This window comes from Sedimentibacter saalensis, from assembly GCF_007830175.1.
Lineage (GTDB): Bacteria > Bacillota > Clostridia > Tissierellales > Sedimentibacteraceae > Sedimentibacter > Sedimentibacter saalensis.
The window spans coordinates 1-19242 of sequence record NZ_VLKH01000009.1 but is presented as its reverse complement, the minus strand read 5'-3'; the positions used below and the strand labels follow the sequence as shown (position 1 = coordinate 19242).

The 19242-nt window shown below is 35.0% G+C and carries 23 protein-coding genes; 16 read left to right on the top strand and 7 right to left on the bottom strand.

Annotation, left to right across the window (positions count from 1 at the left end; all coding sequences use genetic code 11):
• Window positions 1-345 precede the first annotated feature (345 nt).
• On the top strand, window positions 346-990 hold the full coding sequence (locus LY60_RS13640; protein WP_145084961.1) for a hypothetical protein: 645 nt from the start codon (window positions 346-348) through the stop codon (window positions 988-990).
• 258 nt (window positions 991-1248) lie between these two features.
• Here LY60_RS13640 and LY60_RS18220 read toward each other — a convergent pair whose 3' ends face one another.
• Together LY60_RS18220 and LY60_RS18215 are read right to left on the bottom strand one after the other, a co-directional pair.
• Window positions 1249-1662 (bottom strand): C-GCAxxG-C-C family (seleno)protein, encoded by a 414-nt coding sequence (locus LY60_RS18220; protein WP_281291867.1) that lies wholly within the window; start codon window positions 1660-1662, stop codon window positions 1249-1251.
• Between the two features lie 9 nt (window positions 1663-1671).
• Window positions 1672-1932, bottom strand: a complete 261-nt coding sequence (locus LY60_RS18215) for a hypothetical protein (RefSeq protein ID WP_246145482.1) — start codon at window positions 1930-1932, stop codon at window positions 1672-1674.
• Between the two features lie 431 nt (window positions 1933-2363).
• Between LY60_RS18215 and LY60_RS13630 the strand changes: the two genes are divergently transcribed.
• The 4 genes from LY60_RS13630 to LY60_RS13615 all read left to right on the top strand — a co-directional run bounded on the left by LY60_RS13630 (window position 2364) and on the right by LY60_RS13615 (window position 6086).
• On the top strand, window positions 2364-2768 hold the full coding sequence (locus LY60_RS13630; protein ID WP_145084955.1) for a hypothetical protein: 405 nt from the start codon (window positions 2364-2366) through the stop codon (window positions 2766-2768).
• 190 nt (window positions 2769-2958) lie between these two features.
• The gene (locus tag LY60_RS13625; RefSeq protein WP_145084952.1) at window positions 2959-4134 is read left to right on the top strand and encodes an iron-containing alcohol dehydrogenase; all 1176 of its coding nucleotides are present in this window, start codon (window positions 2959-2961) and stop codon (window positions 4132-4134) included.
• A 64-nt stretch (window positions 4135-4198) separates the two neighbouring features.
• Window positions 4199-5689 carry an HD-GYP domain-containing protein gene (locus LY60_RS13620; protein WP_145084949.1) on the top strand — a complete coding sequence of 497 codons (1491 nt, stop codon included), beginning with the start codon at window positions 4199-4201 and terminating at the stop codon, window positions 5687-5689.
• Window positions 5690-5801: 112 nt separating this feature from the next.
• A complete protein-coding gene (locus tag LY60_RS13615) occupies window positions 5802-6086 on the top strand; it encodes an ArsR/SmtB family transcription factor (protein WP_145084946.1) in 285 nt (94 codons plus the stop codon).
• A gap of 56 nt (window positions 6087-6142) precedes the next feature.
• Here LY60_RS13615 and LY60_RS13610 read toward each other — a convergent pair whose 3' ends face one another.
• The 3 genes from LY60_RS13610 to LY60_RS13600 are packed head-to-tail and all read right to left on the bottom strand — an operon-like array spanning window position 6143 to window position 7720.
• Window positions 6143-6382, bottom strand: a complete 240-nt coding sequence (locus LY60_RS13610) for a thioredoxin family protein (RefSeq protein ID WP_145084943.1) — start codon at window positions 6380-6382, stop codon at window positions 6143-6145.
• A gap of 18 nt (window positions 6383-6400) precedes the next feature.
• Window positions 6401-7405, bottom strand: a complete 1005-nt coding sequence (locus LY60_RS13605) for a permease (RefSeq protein ID WP_145084940.1) — start codon at window positions 7403-7405, stop codon at window positions 6401-6403.
• Between the two features lie 21 nt (window positions 7406-7426).
• Window positions 7427-7720, bottom strand: coding sequence for an ArsR/SmtB family transcription factor (locus LY60_RS13600; RefSeq protein ID WP_145084937.1), 294 nt, complete (start codon window positions 7718-7720; stop codon window positions 7427-7429).
• 248 nt (window positions 7721-7968) lie between these two features.
• Here LY60_RS13600 and lpdA point away from each other — a divergent pair, with 248 nt between their 5' ends.
• The 7 genes from lpdA (at window position 7969) to LY60_RS18355 (ending at window position 12020) form a co-directional block, all read left to right on the top strand.
• A complete protein-coding gene (lpdA, locus tag LY60_RS13595; protein ID WP_246145480.1) occupies window positions 7969-9363 on the top strand; it encodes a dihydrolipoyl dehydrogenase in 1395 nt (464 codons plus the stop codon).
• A 48-nt stretch (window positions 9364-9411) separates the two neighbouring features.
• The gene (locus tag LY60_RS13590) at window positions 9412-9795 is read left to right on the top strand and encodes a hypothetical protein (protein WP_145084934.1); all 384 of its coding nucleotides are present in this window, start codon (window positions 9412-9414) and stop codon (window positions 9793-9795) included.
• The gene (locus LY60_RS13585; RefSeq protein WP_145084931.1) at window positions 9795-10088 is read left to right on the top strand and encodes a 4Fe-4S dicluster domain-containing protein; all 294 of its coding nucleotides are present in this window, start codon (window positions 9795-9797) and stop codon (window positions 10086-10088) included. Before LY60_RS13590 ends, LY60_RS13585 begins: the two co-directional genes overlap by 1 nt.
• On the top strand, window positions 10081-10932 hold the full coding sequence (gcvH, locus tag LY60_RS13580; protein ID WP_145084928.1) for a glycine cleavage system protein GcvH: 852 nt from the start codon (window positions 10081-10083) through the stop codon (window positions 10930-10932). The genes LY60_RS13585 and gcvH overlap by 8 nt, the downstream gene beginning before the upstream one ends.
• The gene (locus LY60_RS13575; RefSeq protein WP_170226231.1) at window positions 10916-11326 is read left to right on the top strand and encodes a putative zinc-binding protein; all 411 of its coding nucleotides are present in this window, start codon (window positions 10916-10918) and stop codon (window positions 11324-11326) included. Before gcvH ends, LY60_RS13575 begins: the two co-directional genes overlap by 17 nt.
• 1 nt (window position 11327) lies before the next feature.
• Window positions 11328-11732 (top strand): putative zinc-binding protein, encoded by a 405-nt coding sequence (locus LY60_RS13570; RefSeq protein ID WP_145084922.1) that lies wholly within the window; start codon window positions 11328-11330, stop codon window positions 11730-11732.
• Window positions 11733-11897: 165 nt separating this feature from the next.
• Complete coding sequence (locus tag LY60_RS18355) at window positions 11898-12020, top strand: hypothetical protein (RefSeq protein ID WP_281291863.1); 123 nt, start codon at window positions 11898-11900, stop codon at window positions 12018-12020.
• A gap of 231 nt (window positions 12021-12251) precedes the next feature.
• On the opposite strand, the gene LY60_RS13560 is transcribed toward LY60_RS18355, so the two are convergent.
• Window positions 12252-12701 (bottom strand): universal stress protein, encoded by a 450-nt coding sequence (locus tag LY60_RS13560; protein ID WP_145084916.1) that lies wholly within the window; start codon window positions 12699-12701, stop codon window positions 12252-12254.
• A 359-nt stretch (window positions 12702-13060) separates the two neighbouring features.
• Between LY60_RS13560 and arsA the strand changes: the two genes are divergently transcribed.
• The 4 genes from arsA to LY60_RS13540 all read left to right on the top strand — a co-directional run bounded on the left by arsA (window position 13061) and on the right by LY60_RS13540 (window position 17136).
• Window positions 13061-14800: an arsenical pump-driving ATPase gene (gene arsA / locus LY60_RS13555; protein WP_145084913.1), complete on the top strand. Its 1740-nt coding sequence runs from the start codon at window positions 13061-13063 to the stop codon at window positions 14798-14800.
• A 236-nt stretch (window positions 14801-15036) separates the two neighbouring features.
• Window positions 15037-15477 carry a MarR family winged helix-turn-helix transcriptional regulator gene (locus LY60_RS13550; RefSeq protein ID WP_145084910.1) on the top strand — a complete coding sequence of 147 codons (441 nt, stop codon included), beginning with the start codon at window positions 15037-15039 and terminating at the stop codon, window positions 15475-15477.
• A gap of 26 nt (window positions 15478-15503) precedes the next feature.
• Entirely contained in the window at window positions 15504-16406 is a 903-nt protein-coding gene (locus tag LY60_RS13545) for a permease (RefSeq protein WP_145084907.1), read from the top strand.
• A 70-nt stretch (window positions 16407-16476) separates the two neighbouring features.
• Window positions 16477-17136 (top strand): DUF2703 domain-containing protein, encoded by a 660-nt coding sequence (locus LY60_RS13540; RefSeq protein ID WP_145084904.1) that lies wholly within the window; start codon window positions 16477-16479, stop codon window positions 17134-17136.
• A gap of 145 nt (window positions 17137-17281) precedes the next feature.
• Here LY60_RS13540 and aspD read toward each other — a convergent pair whose 3' ends face one another.
• Window positions 17282-18910, bottom strand: coding sequence for an aspartate 4-decarboxylase (aspD, locus tag LY60_RS13535; RefSeq protein ID WP_145084901.1), 1629 nt, complete (start codon window positions 18908-18910; stop codon window positions 17282-17284).
• Window positions 18911-19242: the final 332 nt, after the last annotated feature.

Here is a 19242-nt window from a genome sequence, read left to right as displayed (position 1 = left end):
GATTTTATCATATTGTGGGAGTACAATTAATATGCAATTTGAATGCGGGGGGTGTTCGGTTGAATGTCGTAAAATATAAAGCCAGAATGATTTGGCTATCTCAAATTAATATTTTCAATTGATAAGTATTTGTCAAATTATGCATTTATAATATTCTAATTACATAGTCAGTTAGCGTAAATAATCCCTTGTAAATTAAGCATACAATAATTAAAGAAACACAAATAAGAGCAGTTTTTAAGCATATATCTTTATATTGCTTATCTTCCAGATATATGACATAAATCTAGATATAATTTTGTCTCTACTTTTTATTTTTTAATATTTAATATAAGGAGTCAAATAATGAAAAATAAAAAAATACTTATTTTAATCGCTTTAATTATTATAATATTTTTTATTAATGTACTAGAAATAGATTATTATAAAAACAATAAAACAATAACATTAGATGATTTGTTAATAAGCAATAAACTCATTTTATTTGATAGAAAATCTGAAATTACTAAAATTTTTACAGATTTTAAAGACTATAAATATGAAAATATAGGAACAAATTCGCCTAACAAAAAAAGAATACACGAAACATATATATATGATGATATTAGAATTACTTATCTTACTCATGAGGGTAGTTCAGAAAATGGATTGGTAATATCATATGATATTATTAGCAATAAATATCCTATTAAAGATATTATGGTTGGTGATGATATAAAATCTCTAATTAATAGATATCCTGACTTTGAAGCTATAGATTTAACCGCTAATTCCGAAATTACTAATAACATTTTAAATATAACTAGTAGATATAATGGTTTCAATAGTTCTAAACTTAAATACACAAAAGCTGTTATTATTCCAATAAATTATTCCAAGCTTGACTTAATAAGGTATAAAAATAATTTACCTCCATCTATTCTTATAACATTATTGTTTTATAATGATAAACTTGATATTATTAACGTTACGTGTCCATCAGCAGAATAAAAAGATTTAAATTTTTGGAGACAGTTCTCTATGGCTAATCGCAAATTCCTAGATTAACGGTGTAACGACCTAATGAATGGTCAAGGAGAACCGTCCCCTATGACCTACCCTATGACCTTTTATTTGAAAAACTTATAATAAAAAAGATGATTTCTGAATACAGAAATCATCTTTTGTTTCTCCTCGTAGCTATCGAGGGATAATGCCTAAATGAGAAAGCTCATTTAGATTTACATAAATACTTTGCAAATTGTCAGCTTATGCTAATGCTGCATTTAACAATTCAACCATCTTTTTGGCAGTGTCTGCTGTAACGCCTGCACAACGAGATTTTCTTTCTGGAGAACCATACTCAAAGCCAGTTGCTTCCATCCATTTTCCTACTGAATCACCGCAAAGAATTGAGTCTGCAACAGTTGTTGCAAGATTTAAATTCTCAGGCTGATAAGCAGGGAATGCTGCACCCTTGTACCAATTTTCAAGTTCAACTAATATTTTTTTAGATGTGTCTGCATCACATACAGTACCTATACATGCTGCTGCAGCTCCTAATGAACCACATAAAGATGCTTGCTGGAAACCTCCGCCATAATTAACGAATGCTGCTACTGGGATTTGGTTGAATGGATATCCAACTTCATCAGCTAATGTACCGAAGAACCCTTCGGCTATGCCGGCACCTCAGCCGCCCTTTTCTTTATAGCCTTGGAATGCTCTTTGTTCTACAACTGCAGGATCTAATTTCTTGTATGGAAATGGATGTTGTGGTGTTTGTGCAGTATCTACAGCTGTTGCTGCTGCTTCAGGTGCTGGAGCTGCTGCTGGAGCTGTTGCACATCCTGTAAGCAATCCACTGATTGATCCAACTGCAACTACACTTGCTGCAGTGTAACCCATTCCTTTAAGAAATTCCTTTCTTGTTAATTGTTTGTTTTCTGACATTTAAACTCTCCTAATATAATGATATAAATGTTTGCAATACTTAACAAGTATAACATATAAATATATATTTATCAATGCTAAAGTTTCGGTTCAATATATAATATCGTTAACAAATTAATATAGTTAGGTGCATTTTAAAAAATCACTTATATAATTAAGTAAAATTAAAATTGAACTAAAATTAAGATGCCGATTTTGCAAAAAAATAGTTATGCATTTACTAACAAAAACAAAAAAATAGTTATATTAAAAATGTTAAAATCTTAATAATCAAGATTGTATAATATTATATTTTCTCATATTAGCCTTCGTAATTTCCAAATTATAACATTGTGCTTTACCTATTTCCAATTTCTTAATATAATGATAATACAATCAACATAATTAGTCATATTGTTAAAACAGACTTATCAAATCATAACGGGGGTACTATGAGAAACTTTTTAAGCAAAGCAGAAAAGTATTTTGTGAAAAATTATAAATACATTATATTAATAATATTGATATTGATATTATTTATATTGAATGTAGAAAAACAAGTGAACAAAAATATTGTTGGTTCTTATATTATGGGGGAAGCTATAACTGGAGATGCAGAATATTTTGTTTTTGATAATAATAATTATTACTGCAGATATAAGCAGTTCGATGTCCTCCAAGAGGGTGAATATGAGAAAATTCATGATAACGTATATGTTTTAAACAATAAGTCAAAAGAGTATATTGTCAAAAGCAATGATGAAATTTATTATTTTAATGAAGAGGATGTTTATTTTTATTCCAGAATAGACGACATACCTATATTTATCAATGTCCATCCGGAAAAAAATCATTGATCTTTATTTAGTTTGTAATAGGAAATTTTTCTGAACAATATATGAAATATTGAAATAAAAACTTCAAAATAAATATGGCATATGATATAATTCTCCAAATATCGTTTTACTTGTACAAAAATTAGTTATTATATTGATTATGGAATATGCCATAGGGTATACATTTAGTAATAGATGGGAGGGAGTCTTAATGGAAATAACTACTGAATTAAGGAAATTCGTTGCACCTGAAATTATTACCGGGATTGATGCAAGACTTATGATAGGAAGATATATTATGCATTTTGCTTCAAAAAAACCAATGGTTGTAACAGATGCAAATTTGCTTTCTCTTCCATGGTTTATGGATATACTGGAAGAGATTAAAAATTGTGCTGCTGATTATTGTATGTTTAGTCATGTGACATCAAACCCAAGAGATTGTGAAGTCATGCAGGGAGCTGAAATGTTCATTTCTGAAAAGTGTGACTTGATTATTGCCATTGGAGGAGGCAGTCCTATTGACTGTGCCAAGGGAATAAGCATTGTATCAACCAATGGCGGAAATATCCTGGATTATGAGGGAGTTGATGAAATCAATTTTCCCGGACCTCCTCTTATTTGCATACCAACAACTGCCGGCGCATCAGCAGATGTGTCACAGTTTGCTATAATTTATGATACGGCTAATATGGTAAAGAAAGCAATTATCAGCAAGAAGGTTGTACCGGACCTTGCACTGCTGGATGTTGTTCCCCTCATGACTCTAGATCCTTATCTCACAGCATGCACCGGTATGGATGCCTTAACTCATGCAATTGAAGCTTATGTTTCAAATGCACACTCGCATCTTGCAAATGTTCATGCCCTTGAGGCCATACACATTATAGGAGAAAATATTGAAGAATCAGTAAAGTGGGAAAGAAGTGTTGACACCATGTTTAAGATGATGTTTGGTTCTCTCCACGCAGGTCTTGCCTTTTCAAATGCGAGTCTTGGGCTGGTTCATGCAATGGCACACAGCATGGGAGGACTTCTTGACCTGCCTCATGGCGAATGCAACAGCGTATTGCTTGAACATGTCATCGACTTAAACTTTGATGCTGTACAACAGCGTTATACAGACATTGCAGAAAAGCTGAACATAGAAATAAAAGACAAAAATAGTTATGAGATAAAAGAAAGTCTGATTGAAAAGATTAAAACATTGAGAATTAACCTTGGAGTTAAAGGTTATGAGGAAGTAGAAGCATTGAATGATGACATTTTAGACAAACTGTCAGAAGATGCAATGGACGACCCATGCATCATTACAAATCCTAAAAATGTCACCAAGGAAGAAATAAGGGCAATCTTTAAAAAGATTCTAAGGAAAAGTAAGGAATGATAATGAAATATAATGTTGAAAATTCAGTAAAAAAATTGATTGAAGGACGGCGGTGATTATTTTTATGGAAAACTCATATGGCCAGAAGAACAAGAAAAATTTCAGCAGAGATTCTATTATTGGATTAGGAGAGGATTCATTTCGTAAAAATTATTACCCGGAGCTTCAGAATAAAATACAGGATCTTGAAAAAATCAATGCACGAAACAAGGCTATTATTTCAACAATTCCTGATATTTTGCTTGTGAGCAATCCCTACGGAAGCCTCAGTCCGGTTACAGCAGCATCAAGGGATGACGATTATATACTTAAACATTTTCTAAGCAACAGTGAAATCATGGAAACTTTAAGCAGTGCTGCACTTAAGGTGCGTATGGGACAATCTGTTTACATAAAAGAACTGAAGTTGGAAATTGATGGACAGTCTTATTATTATGAAGCCCGTTTTCATCAGTCAGAAAGCAATGAAATCCTAATTATGCTTCGAAACATGACGGAACGCATCATCATGGAACACAGACTGAGAGATTTGGTTGAGAGGGACAATCTGACAAATCTTTACAACCGCAGATGCTTTGAAGAAACCATGAATAAATTCAATGGAAAAGAAATAGAAAAAATAACTGCTGTATCAATAGATTTGAATGGACTCAAGTTTATCAACGACACATTGGGTCATCTTGCCGGTGATAGGATAATTATTGACACCGCAAATATCATCCGTGAAGTATTTGAAGATTATGGACATATTTCGCGCATTGGAGGGGATGAGTTCGGGGTCATACTTGAGAATGTTGGAGAGGAAGAAGTGGAAAAGCTGCTTAATATTCTTTCCTTGAAAATTGAGCAGTATAATTTTACTGCACCAAACGGCAATATGTCTGTTGCTTATGGATATTCTCACCATACAATTGGACTTGTCAATATGGAATACTTGTTTCAAGTAGCTGATAACAATATGTATCAGAACAAGCTTCTCAAGAAGGAAAGTACAAGAGGCACTTTTGTAAAAACCCTCATGAAGGCTTTGGAAGCAAAAGATTATGTTTCTGAAGGACATGTGGTGCGAATGGAAAAATTGGCTGTTCTAATAGGAGAGGCACTTTTTCTGCATCAGGATCAAATGGACCGTCTGATTTTGCTGACCAAGTTTCATGATATAGGAAAAATAGGTATACCGGACAGCATTTTGAAGAAGCCGGAAAAGCTCACAGAAGATGAATGGAAGGTTATGATGACACATACATCAATTGGTGAAAGAATTGCTTTGGAGTCATTAGAAATTAAGGATATTGCTCCTCTAATTTTTCACCATCACGAAAGATGGGATGGTACAGGATATCCTTCGGGACTGTCAAAAGAGGATATACCAATTGAGTGCCGCATTCTTGCTGTTGTTGACAGTTTTGATGCCATGACAAACGACAGACCTTATCACAAGGCAATGCATGAAGCTGAAGCAGCAAAAGAAATCATAGCCTGCAGCGGTATATTTTATGACCCAAAGATTGTTGATATATTTTACGGCATTGCAAAAGAACTCAATCTTATTTAAATTTGACTTATTTGCAATGTTGGATTTGATAAAATTCATGCATGATGTTATAATGAATGTAATAACATTTTAACCGGAAATAAATATTTCAACATCATTAATGAGGAGAATCATGGAAGATAAAGATTTCGAAGAGAATTATAAAATAATTAAAGCATTGTCAGACGTAAACAGAATGATGATAATCAACACTCTTACCAGCGGTGAAAAATGTGCATGCAAGATACTGGCTGATTTTAACATAAAGCAGCCTACATTATCCCATCATATGAAAATTTTAACTGAATGCGGACTTGTGTCGTCAAGAAAAGAAGGCAAATGGATGCACTATTGGTTGAATGAAGAAAAAATTGAATATTTTCGTAGTTTTATCACTGATTTAACATCAATTAAATAAATTATAATAAAAAGAAGAGGTGTACCTAGGCACACCTCTTCTCAGTTCATTATCGTCTATTTCACTTTTTCAAGTATTGCTTCTATATCCTTAGGCTTAAGAACTTTACCGTAGGACATAACTTTTTCATCAATAACCAATGCAGGTGTCTGCATAACACCGTAAGACACAATGTCTTTCATAGCTTCAACTTTAATGATTTCTGCTTCGATTCCTGTTGATTTGAGGGCAGCTTCTGTGTTTTCCTTTAAAGCTACGCAATTTTTGCAGCCTGAGCCTAAAATTTTAATTATCATATTATTTCTCCTTATAATTTAAATAAATATATACCCGAAGGCATTAAAAGCATATCCGATAATTATTATACCCACAGTTACCAAGCCGAAGAAGGTCCATAAAAGTCTTGGTTTAACAACTTGTTTGAGCATAATCATTGATGGCAGTGACAATGCCGTAACTCCCATCATGAATGAAAGCGCAGTTCCAAGTCCTACACCTTTTGCAACCAAAGCTTCGGCGATGGGTAATGTTCCGAATATATCTGCATACATTGGTACTCCGACAAATGTTGCTATAAGTACTGAATACCATTTGTCCTGGCCCAGAATTGCACTTATAACTGATTCCGGAATCCAGTTGTGTATTGCTGCACCAATTCCAACACCTATTAAAATATACAGCCATACTTTTTTGATTATAGATAAAACCTGCTCCTTACCAAAAGCTAGTCTGTCCTTAACTGTCAGTTCTTCCTGTTCAACATCCGCTGACTTGTTTCCGTATACAAAAGGTTCTACATATTCTTCAAGATGAAGTTTGCTGATTATAGTTCCGCCTAATACTGCAAGAACTAGACCAACCACAACATAAGCTATAGCAATTTTCCAGTTGAAAATACTTGCCAGCAATAACACTGACGCTAAGTCAACCAGGGGTGAAGATATTAAAAATGAAAATGTCACTCCTAAAGGAAGCCCTGCACTTGTAAATCCAATGAACAACGGAATGGAAGAACATGAACAAAAGGGAGTAACTGTTCCCAGCAAGGCTCCCAGGATGTTACCTGATATTCCATTAAATCTTCCTAATATTTTTTTTGTTCTTTCAGGAGGAAAGTAGCTTTGTATATATGAAATTGCAAATATCAACACTGAAAGCAATATGAATATTTTAATAACATCATATATGAAAAAATGAATACTTCCGCCAATTCTTTCCTGGACACTGAGCCCAAAAACATTTTCTACCAAAAGCTTTATTAAATTGGAAAGCCACTCCATTTTAAGTAATTGATTATTTAACCATTGAAATATAAACATTAGTTCTCCTTTTATATGGTATTATGATATGGTGCTCATGTTGCCGTCTATGGTATCAATGAACCTTCTCAAATCTTCTAGAGATTCTTTGTCGATGGAATATAAGGTCTTACTTCCATCTTTTCGACTTCTTACTAAGCCGCATTCGCATAAAGTCTTCATATGATAGGACAATGTAGGTTGAGTAATGTTAAACTCTTCTAAAATATTACATGCACAAAGTTCATTGTGAGAAATCATTTCAAATATTTTTATTCTTGTTTCATCTGAAAGAGCTTTCATGGACAATGCGTAATTTTTATAATCGTTTTTCAAATTTAGCACCTCTTTAAATTTTTCTTACTCATAGACGTTCATCTATATATGCATTATATTCGACATATAGATAATTGTCAATATGCTTGCGAAAATATTTTTATATAATGAATGAGCAGATAAAGTTATCTCACTATCATAATAAATATATTGACACATATCTATGTATAAACTATAATACTATATATTGATGATTGTCAATGCTTTATACAATTATAAGTTAAATTTTTAACTAAAGGAGGTGTCTTGTGATTAGAGATACTATAAATACAACAATTGCTATATTAGGAGGAGGACCAGCCGGATATGTGGCTGCCATTAGAGCTGCAGGCCTTGGTGCTGAAGTTGTACTAGTAGAAAAAGGGGAACTTGGCGGAGTATGTTTAAATGTAGGATGTGTTCCTACAAAGACATTATTGAAGAGTTCGGAATTGTGCAATAACATTCAACAGTCCAAGGAATTTGGAATTGATGTAAGTCAATCTAAAATTGACTGGAACATTAGCATAGAACGAAAAAATCGTGTGGTTAAAAATTTGAACATGGGTCTTGAAAACATTTTACCTCACAAAGGAATCAATGTTGTAAAAGGAACTGGTAAAATTATAAGCTCAAAAAAAATTATGGTTATAACAAGTGAAGGTGAAATAGAAGTTAATTGTGAAAAATTGATAATTGCTTCAGGATCTGAACCCTTAATACCAAATATAGAAGGTATAAATTCACCAGGAGTAATAACAAGCACTGACGCCTTAAGCTTGAATAAATTGCCGGGGAGTATGGCAATTATAGGAGGTGGGGCTATAGGACTTGAATTTGCTACTATGTTCAGCTCAATTGGTGTTAAAACAACAATAATAGAAATGAAAGATAAGATATTACCTAATGAGGATAGTGAATTATCAACAGAACTGATGAAAATAATGAAAAGAAAAGGAATCAGTTTTAAGTTGTCTGCAGCTGTTAAGCAGATAAAGCGCTCAGAAGATGGACTGGAGACAATATATTCTATAAAGGATAAGACGGAATCAATAAGCTCTGAAAATGTACTTCTTGCTATAGGAAGAAAACTTAATTCTGACAGTGACTGGATTAAGACACTGGGTTTACATATTGAAAATGGTGCTGTTGTTGTAAATGATAGAATGGAAACTAATGTAGATGGGGTTTATGCTGCAGGGGATATTGTTGGTGGAAAGCTTTTGGCACACCTTGCATTTATGGAAGGAAAAACAGCGGCAGAAAACGCTCTAGGAATAAACAATGTAATAAATTATGATGCAGTTCCGGCTTGTGTTTATACAAACCCGGAAATAGCTTCTGTAGGCATTAACGAGGAAGAAGCTATTAAACGCGGCATAATGGTCAAAACGGGGAAATTCAACCTGAGAAATAATGGACGAGCTTTATCATTAGGGGAAAGAGAAGGATTTGTAAAAATAATTGCCGATGAAAACAACACAATTATCGGAGGTCAGATTATGGGACATAGCGCTTCTGAAATTATCTCCGAAGTAACCCTTGCCATAGCCTTAAAGGCCAAGGCAGATTTGTTAGCAGATATGATTCACCCTCACCCAAGCTTAAGTGAAGCCATATGGGAAGCATGTGCAGAAATAGCAGGAAGATCTATACATAAGTAAATGGTTGCATTAAAAATGTAATTAATTAAATATTATGGAGGTTTTGAAATGGAAGATAAACAACGTTACGGATTTATAATGTGCGTGTGCACAGGAAAGTGCCCTGGATTTCAAGCCATGGACATATGGGATTTTATTAATCAGGTCAGAGTTGAATTGCCGGTGGAATACGGCTTTATTCATCCTCAGCTTTGCGAAGAGGATGGTGACAGATTCCTTGCTGATTTCCTGCAGTCCAACAGAAAATTGATCATAGGCGCCTGTGCTCCAAACATGCAGAAAAAAATGTTCAAGCAGGCTTTTAAGGACGCAGGACTAGATATAGAAAAGGATGCTGTAATGCTTGATATTAGAGATATGACCAATGAAAAGGCATTTGATATCGTTAAAACAGCTCTTGAAAGACTGGGATTTGAAGGAGATGAGGAATAATGAGTGAAACCACGTTTATGGGAGTTCCTAGAGAAAGAATTGACTGGAGTCCAAGAATAGATTTTGCAAAATGCAACTATTGCATGGAATGCGTCAAGTTTTGCCCTCACAATGTATTTGAAGTACATGAAAGTGAAGTTCAGAAGTTTACCGTAAAAAATCCTGAAAACTGTGTTGTTTTCTGCCGTGCATGCGGTAAAACATGCGGCCTGGATGCAATAGAGTTTCCGGATAAAAATGCAACAACAAAAATGATTAAATCTATAAGAAAGGAGATGGAAAGCAATGACTAAGTCGTATGCAATTCTTCCATGCAATGGTCTTGATAAATGTGCAGGATGCATTACAAAAGAAGTTGCAGTAAAGCTTGCTGAAAATACAGAAAGTGAAATCATATGTCCTGTCTTATACAGAGTAGCTGATGCAAGATACAGTAAAATTGCTGCAGAAAAGCCGCTGCTTGTTCTGGACGGATGTGCTACAAGGTGTGCAAGCAAGCTAGCTTCTGAAAAAGGTTTAAGAATTTCAGAGAAGCTTAATGTTACCGATGAAGCAAAAGCCAATAACGTTAAATTGGGAAGCAGCTTAAAATTGGGAACTGCTGAAGAAGAACTCGTAAATAATTTAGTTGATAAACTGAGCAAAGAAGAAGAAAAGGCAGAAATAAGTGAAGCAGGTATGTTTCCTGTAGATTTGGAATATGAAACATATCAAAAAGATAAATTTTTATTCAAGGTTCCAAAAGAAGGATTTTATTTCAATGAAAATGACAGCTGGGTTTATGTAGTGGGAAACAAGGCAAGAGTGGGTGTGACTGATTATGTGCAGCACAGCCTGTCAGACATAATGTTTTTTACTCCTCCGTCAGTTGGAAACGAAGTGAGCCAATTTGACGAAGTTGGCACTATAGAATCAGGAAAGGCTGTATACGAAGTCATAAGTCCTGTAAGCGGAACAATTACTGCCGTTAACGACACATTGTCACAAAAACCGGAACTTATTAATGAAAGTCCATATGAACAGGGATGGATTGCAGAAATAGAATTGAGTGATTTTGAAAATGATAAAGATTTTATTTGTGATTTTAATGAATATTTTGAAATATTAAAAAGGAAGGTTGATGAATTTCATGTCTAAAATAAAAGTAATACCATGCAGCGGAATTGGTAAGGTGTATGGTTTAATGGCAAGAGAAGCAATGTTAAGAGTAAGCGGAGAACTGCTGCCTGAGGAAACAGAAACAGTCTGCCTCGCTCATATAGTGACAGGCGAAGAAGATGCAAAAGAAAAAGTAGAAGGATTTACATGCGTTACCATGGATGGATGTCCTAAAATGTGCGCTGCTAAAAACGTTGCTTTTGTAGGCGGAAATGTAGTTAAGGAGTTCAAATCCATAGATGCAATGAAAGAGCACAGAGGAATTGATGCAGGAACTGCAACTTTCCTAACAGATGATGGCTGGAATATAGTTGATGAACTTGCCGATATGGTTAAAAAAGAAATACTGGAAATCATAGAGGGGGAGAAATAAAATGAATAAATCAAAAGTAGGCGTATTATCCTGCAGCGGCGAAGAATGCCTTGGGGGAACAATCTCAAGACTTGCAACAAGAAAGGTGATGGAAGAATTAAGAGAAGGAAAAGTAGTTTCCTTATGTCTCCCGCTATACGTTGCAGGAGGTCAGGAAGAAAGATTTTTTGCAAAGGCGTTTCCTGTTATAGCAGTAGAAGGCTGCGATAAATGCTGTGCAAAAAAAGCTACAGAAAAATACAGCGGCGATGTTTCTGACCTGGTAGTTGTTTCGGATATTATCGGTGAAGAAGCTGCAGCAGGCAAGACAGTATCAACAAGGAACTTATCACAGGAACATCTTGATATGGTTGATAAGGTTGCTGAAGATATATGTAGAAAGGTAGATAAAATATTAGCGGACTAGAAGGAGGGAAATATGAATATTAAAATTCAATCAGAGGTTTTGCAGGAATTGAAAGAAGCATTGAATAAAGAAGGAAAAACTGCAGCCAGATTTGAAATGGTGGATTTTGGCTGAAGCGGTCCTATTTTTGACATCAAGTTTGATGAATTAAGAGAAGATGATGCTTTGGAAGAAGTTGATGGAGTTAAATTTGTAATAGAAAGTGATCTTGAAGTAGGTATTGGAAGTCCAGAAATAATAAAGACTGGGGATAATTTTAAAATAAATAGAAAGTCATGTGGATGTTAATCATTTAATTTAAAAGACTGCTTATCGAAAACAATCCTGACTATTGACAAAGCGTAGGGGCGGACCTCGTGTCCGCCCGTGGCTATAAATTCACTTAGATTTCAAGTTCACGACAATTACCAATATTAATTGATTTAATGACTTTGTTATCAATTTGGATTGCTTTCTCCAAGGGTGTGGTTTTTAGCTCAATACGCATACTGTTTTTAATTTTATTTTCTTAGCATCCATCTATTTCATTGACTCGTTAATTATCATAACAGGGCATTTAGCATTTGAAATTACTTTCTGTGTTACTGAACCCATAAAAAAACGTCTAATTTTTGATAAGCCTCTGCGGCCCATAATGATAAAATCACAATTTTCTTCCTCAGCATATTTTAATATTTGGTCATGAGGTTTTCCGATCAACACCTTTTTTTCGAAAGGAACACTGGAACTGTAATATTTATCAATAGCAGCATCTAATATTCTAGTTTGTTCTTTAATCAGTTCTTCATTTGTTTTTGTGTAATCAATTACATAACCTATCCCTTCTTCACTGAAGCGAGCTATTTCGTTAACTTTCACGACGGTTATAAATTTAATTTCGCTGTTGTTCTGTCTTGCAAGGTCAATAGACATATCGGCTGCTGATTGTGACACGGGAGAACCATCAACTGGCACAAGTATTTTTTTCATACATTTCCTCCTTGTTTGTCAAAGCAATATTTATATTTCATTACCCTTCATGGTATTCGATTAAATGTATAAAATGTATACATAAATTTTAATTATATATAATAATTAAAAAGAAAATTAAAGAATTATCTGACAAAATAAATCATAAGTTATGTTAATAAATAAAAATATATTGACAAGAGGCTATTTAATGGTACAATTTGAAGCAGTAAAATAATATTGTATAAAAGCCATTGACAAATGGCTATAAAAAACAGCGATATATGAGTACATGCTCATATGAGCATAATATAAATGTTTGTCAATAAGACCAGAAAAAATATGATAATTCATATGTAAATTAAGGAGATAATTTAATAATGGAAATTTTTAATCCACAAAACATAAAACTTACAAAATACTTGTTTTACACAGGCAAGGGAGGAGTCGGAAAGACATCTTCTGCTTGTGCTACTGCTGTAGCACTTGCTGACAGCGGGAAAAAGGTGCTTTTAGTCAGCACTGATCCTGCTTCAAATTTACAGGATGTATTCAATGCTGATTTGAATAACAAAGGAGTTCCAATTAAGGAAGTTCCTAATTTGGTTGTGGCAAACCTTGATCCTCTTCAAGCGGCAGCAGAGTATCGTGAAAGTGTAATTTCTCCATATCGAGGATTGATGCCAAAGTCTGTAATAAATAACATGGAAGAGCAGTTATCAGGCTCCTGTACTGTTGAAATTGCTGCATTTAATGAATTTTCTAACTTTCTAACAGATGAAGCAGCACAGAAAGAATACGATTATATATTATTTGATACTGCACCAACAGGTCATACTCTAAGAATGCTGCAGCTGCCATCTGCATGGAGCAATTTTATAATTGAAAATACACATGGAGCTTCCTGCTTAGGGCAACTATCCGGACTGGAAAGCAAAAAGGAAGTTTATAAGAAGGCGGTTGAAACATTAGCTGATGGTAAGCTAACAACCCTTATTCTTGTAACAAGACCTGAAACCGGCCCTCTCACAGAAGCAGAAAGAGCTTCCAAGGAACTTTCTGAAATCGGTGTAAACAATCAAATGTTGATAATCAATGGTTTGATGAATTCCTATGATGATGAAATATCCGAGAGTCTTTATAATAAACAAAAAATAGCTCTGTCACAAATTCCGGAGGGCTTAAAGAACTTAACATCTTATGTTATTCCACTCAGAGCCTATAACATTACAGGTCTGGAAAATGTCAGAGCATTATTAACGCGGGATAATTATATATTAAGTGAAGAAAAAATAAATGCTGAATATGTACCTGGTCTAAAGGATGTTGTAAATGATTTGTATGACAGTGGTAAAAGGGTAATCTTTACTATGGGCAAAGGCGGGGTCGGAAAGACTACAATAGCTGCTGCTATTGCTCTGGGGCTTGCTAGAAAAGGGGAAAAGGTACATTTGACTACAACAGATCCTGCTGCTCATCTTAATTTTGTTATTAATGAACAGGAAGGTATTACATTAAGTAGCATTGATGAACAGGCTGAACTTAAAAAATATAGCGAGGAAGTTCTTTCAAAGGCCAGAGAAACCATGTCTGAAGAGGATGTAGCATATGTGGAAGAAGACTTGAGATCTCCATGCACACAGGAAATAGCCGTGTTCAGAGCATTTGCAGAAGTCGTTAATAAGGCAGAAGATCAAACAGTAGTAATTGATACGGCACCCACAGGGCATACATTGCTGCTGTTAGAATCAACACAAAGCTATAACAAAGAAATATCTCGTTCTCAAGGGGATATTCCTGAATCTGCTAAGAGGCTGCTGCCTAGATTGAAAAATGTTGATGAAACTGAGGTAATAATTGTTACACTGGCAGAAACAACACCTGTATATGAAGCAATGCGCCTGGAAGAAGATTTGAAACGCGCCGGCATAAGTGCGAAGTGGTGGGTTATTAATTCTTCTCTATATCAGACAAAGACTACCAACAAAATGCTGGCTGCAAAGGCAAGCAATGAAATTGAATGGATTAACAAAATTGCAGCACATGCAAATGGTAATTTTGCGGTTATAGGGTGGAGAGCAGATGAAATTAAAGGTGATGAATTAAACAAGTTATTATAATAGCAGATAATTATCTGAAAGGAGCAACAATTCTTCCTTATATAAAATGTTGATTTACATTATAAAATGCCGACAAGGTATTAATATGCCTTTGTTGGCATTTTTGTTTCTAATTTGAATAGCAAATATGTTAGCAAAAAAAACAGAATATCATGTAATAATAGTTGACAGCGGAAACCAAAATGCATATAATAATAGTTGACAAAGGAAACTATTATTGTGAAAGGAGGGAATTAATGAATAGCAATATACTGAATGTCTATAATTCAATTCAAGATTTATCTTGGTATTTTGGAAGCCAGGGCTTCTGCGGAGATTGTTGTTGTGAAGATTTATCTTTGATAGAGTTTATGGCACTGAAAAAGTCATCTAAAAACAAACACATAACAATTCTTTCAATAGGTAATGAATTGAATATAACTAAAAGCGGTGCAAGCAAAATTGTAAACAGGCTGGAAAAAAAGGGATATATTATGAGAGTTCAATCTCCTTTAGATGGAAGAGTATGCTGTGTCAGAATTACAGAAAAGGGGAGATCAATAATCGATAAAATTGAACAAGAATATGTTGCATACCTAGAAAACATACTTAAGGAACTGGATTCTGAGACTGTTGATAATATCAAAACATCATTGGATATTCTGGTGAATTTAGTACATAAGCAAGGATTTATATGATTTAATTAATTTTGGGGGCGAGCTAGTTGAACACTTTTATTGATACAACTAAATATTTTATATCTATTATGGCTGAACTTGTTATCCTATTTTTAGGAATCAGCACTCTTATAGCATTGTTATTCATGTACGTATCTCAGGATAAACTTAAAAACTGGATGTCTGGAAAAGGTGTATGGGGCAATATTATGGGCGTAATTTTTGGAGCTGTAACGCCATTTTGTGCATGTTCAACTGTTCCAATGACTCTTGGATTTTTACAGGCTGGTGTACCATTCGGAACGGTTATGTCATTTGTAATTTCTTCTCCTTTAATGGATCCGTTGGTATTTGTTATGCTCGGAACATTTATGGGGTGGAAGGTTGCTGTAGGATTTCTGGTGCTGACATCATTCTTTGCAGTAATATTTGGAATGATTCTTGATAAAATGGGCTGGTCAAATCAAGTTAAAAATGTACGAATTAAACAAAATGGGCATGAGCAGGATAATGCTGAAAAGCCGGAAGGGTTTATAAACAGGCTTAAGGTTTCATTTATAACAGCCTGGGAAGATTTTAAGAACGTATTTATTTACATGGTAATTGGGGTCGCAATAGGGGCGGCAATTTATGGATACCTTCCGGAAGAGCTTATAACAAAAGTCGCAGGACCTGAAAACCCATTTGCTGTCCTGGTTGTAGCGATTATTGGTATGCCTCTTTATATACGTGTAACGTCAGCAATTCCCATAGGCCTTGCATTGATGGATAAGGGTGCAAGTATTGGTGCTGTCATAGCGCTTATTATAAGCGGGGCAGGTATAGCTATTCCAGAGTTGACAATGCTTGCAAGTATATTTAAGGAAAAATTGATTATTACATTCATTGTTGTAGTTTTTATTTCTGCAGTATTGTCTGGCTTGATATTTAATATGATTCTGGTTATTTAAGTAAAATAGTTTTAAAAATTGCCTTGCAAGGGGCATAATCCTTGTATAGAATAAAAGGAGAAATTTTATCATGGATAATGAAAAAAAAGGAATATTTGGACGCATAACTGGAAGTAATAAAAAGAAAAGCTCATGCTGCAATATTGAGATTGAGGAAATTCCGGAAGAAGAAAACGTGAAAGTTAGCGAAAACAGCAGTTCTTCATGTTGCTCCGGGTCATCTGGCTGCTGTTCAAACAAAGAGGAAGTCAAGGTTAAGGTTGAAAGGAAAAAAATTACTATAGATTTCCTGTTTCTGGATTTAAGTGTGTGCACAAGGTGCCAGGGAGCAGAAAGCAATCTTGATGAGGCTTTGAAGGATGTTTCTCATGTTCTCGAAGCAACAGGAACAGATGTTGTAATAAACAAGGTCAATGTAAACACTGAAGAACTGGCTGTAAAATATAAATTTCTCACATCTCCCACAATTCGTGTAAACGGACGAGACATTCAAATGGAATACAAGGAAAGCCTCTGTGAATCCTGCGGAGATTTGTGCGGTGACGAGGTTGACTGCAGAGTTTGGATTTATCAGGGAAATGAATATACGGAACCGCCTAAGGCAATGATAATTGAAGGAATTCTTAAGGAAGTGTACGGAGGAGTTTCAAACAGCAGTTACAAGGAAGATGAATATGTTGTTCCGGATAACCTTAAACATTTTTACAGAGTTATGAAAGAGAAAAAATAAGTTGTAAAGATAATGGGCTGTTGCATAGTGATTATTATCGTGTTATTCTGAGAGCTTTAGCTCGAAGAATCTCATTTAAGAAATGAGATCCTTCGCTGGTGCTCAGGATGACATGAACATGGTTAATGCAACAGCCACATTTTATTTACTTGGAAGTTTTCCATTCTTCAACATACTTTCCTAAAATATCATAAAGAATTTCGCCTATTTTGGAATATGATTCATCGCTTAGATTAGCCAGAGAAATTCTAATGGACCATTCAGAAGCTCCAAATCCGCTGCCGTTCATAAGCACAATGGATGATTGCTCAGCAAGACGTATGAGAATGTCAACCGGTTTGTAATTGTCCTGCAGATATCTGGCAAATTCAGCATTGTAATTTGTTGTAGCCCATTCAAGAAGATCAAAGTGGGTGTAGTAAGCTGCATCATAAGCATCTGTATTTAGTTCCAGGCCCAATCCGTCAAACAACAGTTTTTTACGGCGGCGGCATATGCTTTTTGTTAATTTTTTGTATGTGTTTTCCTTATCTGTTATGGCAAACAGTGAAAAGAATGCCATCTGAACCTGCTGTGGTGTGGAAAGACCTGCAGTATGGTTGAGGGCAACCTGTCTGCTGTCAGCTACAATCCTGTCTATGAACGGAATTTTATCAGGATCAGTTGACAAACCGGAATAACGCCTTCTTGCCCTTTGTTTTCTGTCATCATCCTGTTCTCTCAACAGTTTGTCAAATACATTGTCTTCGTATAATGCAATTGTTCCAAGACGCCATCCGGTCACACCGAAATACTTGGAATAGGAATAAACTCCAATGGTGTTGTATGGCAAATCTGCCATTATGGAAACAAAATTGTCAACAAATGTGCTGTATACGTCGTCTGAAATAATCATTAAATCGGGGTTAGAATTATTAACTATATCCTTTAGCTGTTTTACAGTCTCTGCCTTCATTGCAACTGATGGAGGGTTGTTTGGATTTACAACAAACAATGCTTTGATAGATGTATCTCTCAGCTTGTCCAGTTCACCTTCAGGATACTGCCACGTGTGTCTTCCTTTTTCATCAACTTCATCAGCTGAAATATTCACGACTTCGAAATTATATCTGGGCAAGTGGGGAACTTCCAGGTATGGAGTGAAAATAGGAGTCATCAATGCAATTTTGTCACCTCTGGACAATATGTTGTTTGCAATAAGCGAATCGAAAATATAGCACATTCCAGCAGTAGCACCTTCAACTGCAAATGTGTTGAACTTCCTTTCAAGAGGCTCATTGTAGCAAAGTTCCTGAATCAAGTAATCATTGACTACAAGTTCCACATGGCGCAGCATTCTGTCAGGCTGAGGATAATTGTCTCCTATAATTCCATCAACAAGTTCATGTATCCAGGCGTCTGCATTAAAACATTTAACGGTGATTCCATAATTTATCATTTTCTTAAGTAAATTAATTCCAGGAGCATCTGGATTGTTTTTGACAAATTCCTTGAAACGCTCCGCAATACCTTCTTTCCTTGGCATACCCGACAGGTCTCCTTGATTCCAGACTCTGCGGCTTTCTAGAACAGCAAATTGTCCAAATGTAAAAAAAGCTTCTCTAGGTGTTGCAGCAATCCAGTTGGGATTTCCTCTTCCTGCATCAAGCAATGAATGGGCGCTTCCCTTGCTGGAGTCCTCTGCAAGGTTTATCAATTTGTCCTTAAGTTCAAAAGGACTTATTTTTCCGTATACTTTTTCGATTTCTTCTCGATGATAACTTGAGTTATACATGTATCCTCCCAATAGTAATATATTTAAATAATTTGTTCTCAATCAGATTTAGAATGGGTTGATTTTATCACAGCACTTAAGAATATGGAATACATTATATAAGGTGTATTTGAAAAAATACATTTGATAATTACGACTTATTGTTTTTAAAATTATTTAAAAAAGCAAATCTTAAATATGCCTGAACAAAATAAAAAACCTCTTTGTATAAAAGAGGTTAGTCAATATTTAATAAACACGGGCGGACACGAGGTCCGCCCCTACGCACCGAATATTAACATTTGGCTGTGAACCTGGATTTCAGTATGTAGGGGAGAACCTTGTGTTCTCCC

Coding starts and splice junctions, on each gene's coding strand:
- LY60_RS13540 (WP_145084904.1), top strand. CDS start 16,477: ATGGATAATGAAAAAAAAGGAATATTTGGACGCATAACTGGAAGTAAT.
- LY60_RS13570 (WP_145084922.1), top strand. CDS start 11,328: ATGAATAAATCAAAAGTAGGCGTATTATCCTGCAGCGGCGAAGAATGC.
- LY60_RS18215 (WP_246145482.1), bottom strand. CDS start 1,932: ATGTCAGAAAACAAACAATTAACAAGAAAGGAATTTCTTAAAGGAATG.
- LY60_RS13605 (WP_145084940.1), bottom strand. CDS start 7,405: ATGTTTATATTTCAATGGTTAAATAATCAATTACTTAAAATGGAGTGG.
- LY60_RS13625 (WP_145084952.1), top strand. CDS start 2,959: ATGGAAATAACTACTGAATTAAGGAAATTCGTTGCACCTGAAATTATT.
- LY60_RS13630 (WP_145084955.1), top strand. CDS start 2,364: ATGAGAAACTTTTTAAGCAAAGCAGAAAAGTATTTTGTGAAAAATTAT.
- aspD (WP_145084901.1), bottom strand. CDS start 18,910: ATGTATAACTCAAGTTATCATCGAGAAGAAATCGAAAAAGTATACGGA.
- LY60_RS13640 (WP_145084961.1), top strand. CDS start 346: ATGAAAAATAAAAAAATACTTATTTTAATCGCTTTAATTATTATAATA.
- LY60_RS13575 (WP_170226231.1), top strand. CDS start 10,916: ATGAATTTCATGTCTAAAATAAAAGTAATACCATGCAGCGGAATTGGT.
- LY60_RS13585 (WP_145084931.1), top strand. CDS start 9,795: ATGAGTGAAACCACGTTTATGGGAGTTCCTAGAGAAAGAATTGACTGG.
- LY60_RS13560 (WP_145084916.1), bottom strand. CDS start 12,701: ATGAAAAAAATACTTGTGCCAGTTGATGGTTCTCCCGTGTCACAATCA.
- LY60_RS13620 (WP_145084949.1), top strand. CDS start 4,199: ATGGAAAACTCATATGGCCAGAAGAACAAGAAAAATTTCAGCAGAGAT.
- LY60_RS13590 (WP_145084934.1), top strand. CDS start 9,412: ATGGAAGATAAACAACGTTACGGATTTATAATGTGCGTGTGCACAGGA.
- gcvH (WP_145084928.1), top strand. CDS start 10,081: ATGACTAAGTCGTATGCAATTCTTCCATGCAATGGTCTTGATAAATGT.
- LY60_RS13615 (WP_145084946.1), top strand. CDS start 5,802: ATGGAAGATAAAGATTTCGAAGAGAATTATAAAATAATTAAAGCATTG.
- arsA (WP_145084913.1), top strand. CDS start 13,061: ATGGAAATTTTTAATCCACAAAACATAAAACTTACAAAATACTTGTTT.
- LY60_RS13550 (WP_145084910.1), top strand. CDS start 15,037: ATGAATAGCAATATACTGAATGTCTATAATTCAATTCAAGATTTATCT.
- LY60_RS13610 (WP_145084943.1), bottom strand. CDS start 6,382: ATGATAATTAAAATTTTAGGCTCAGGCTGCAAAAATTGCGTAGCTTTA.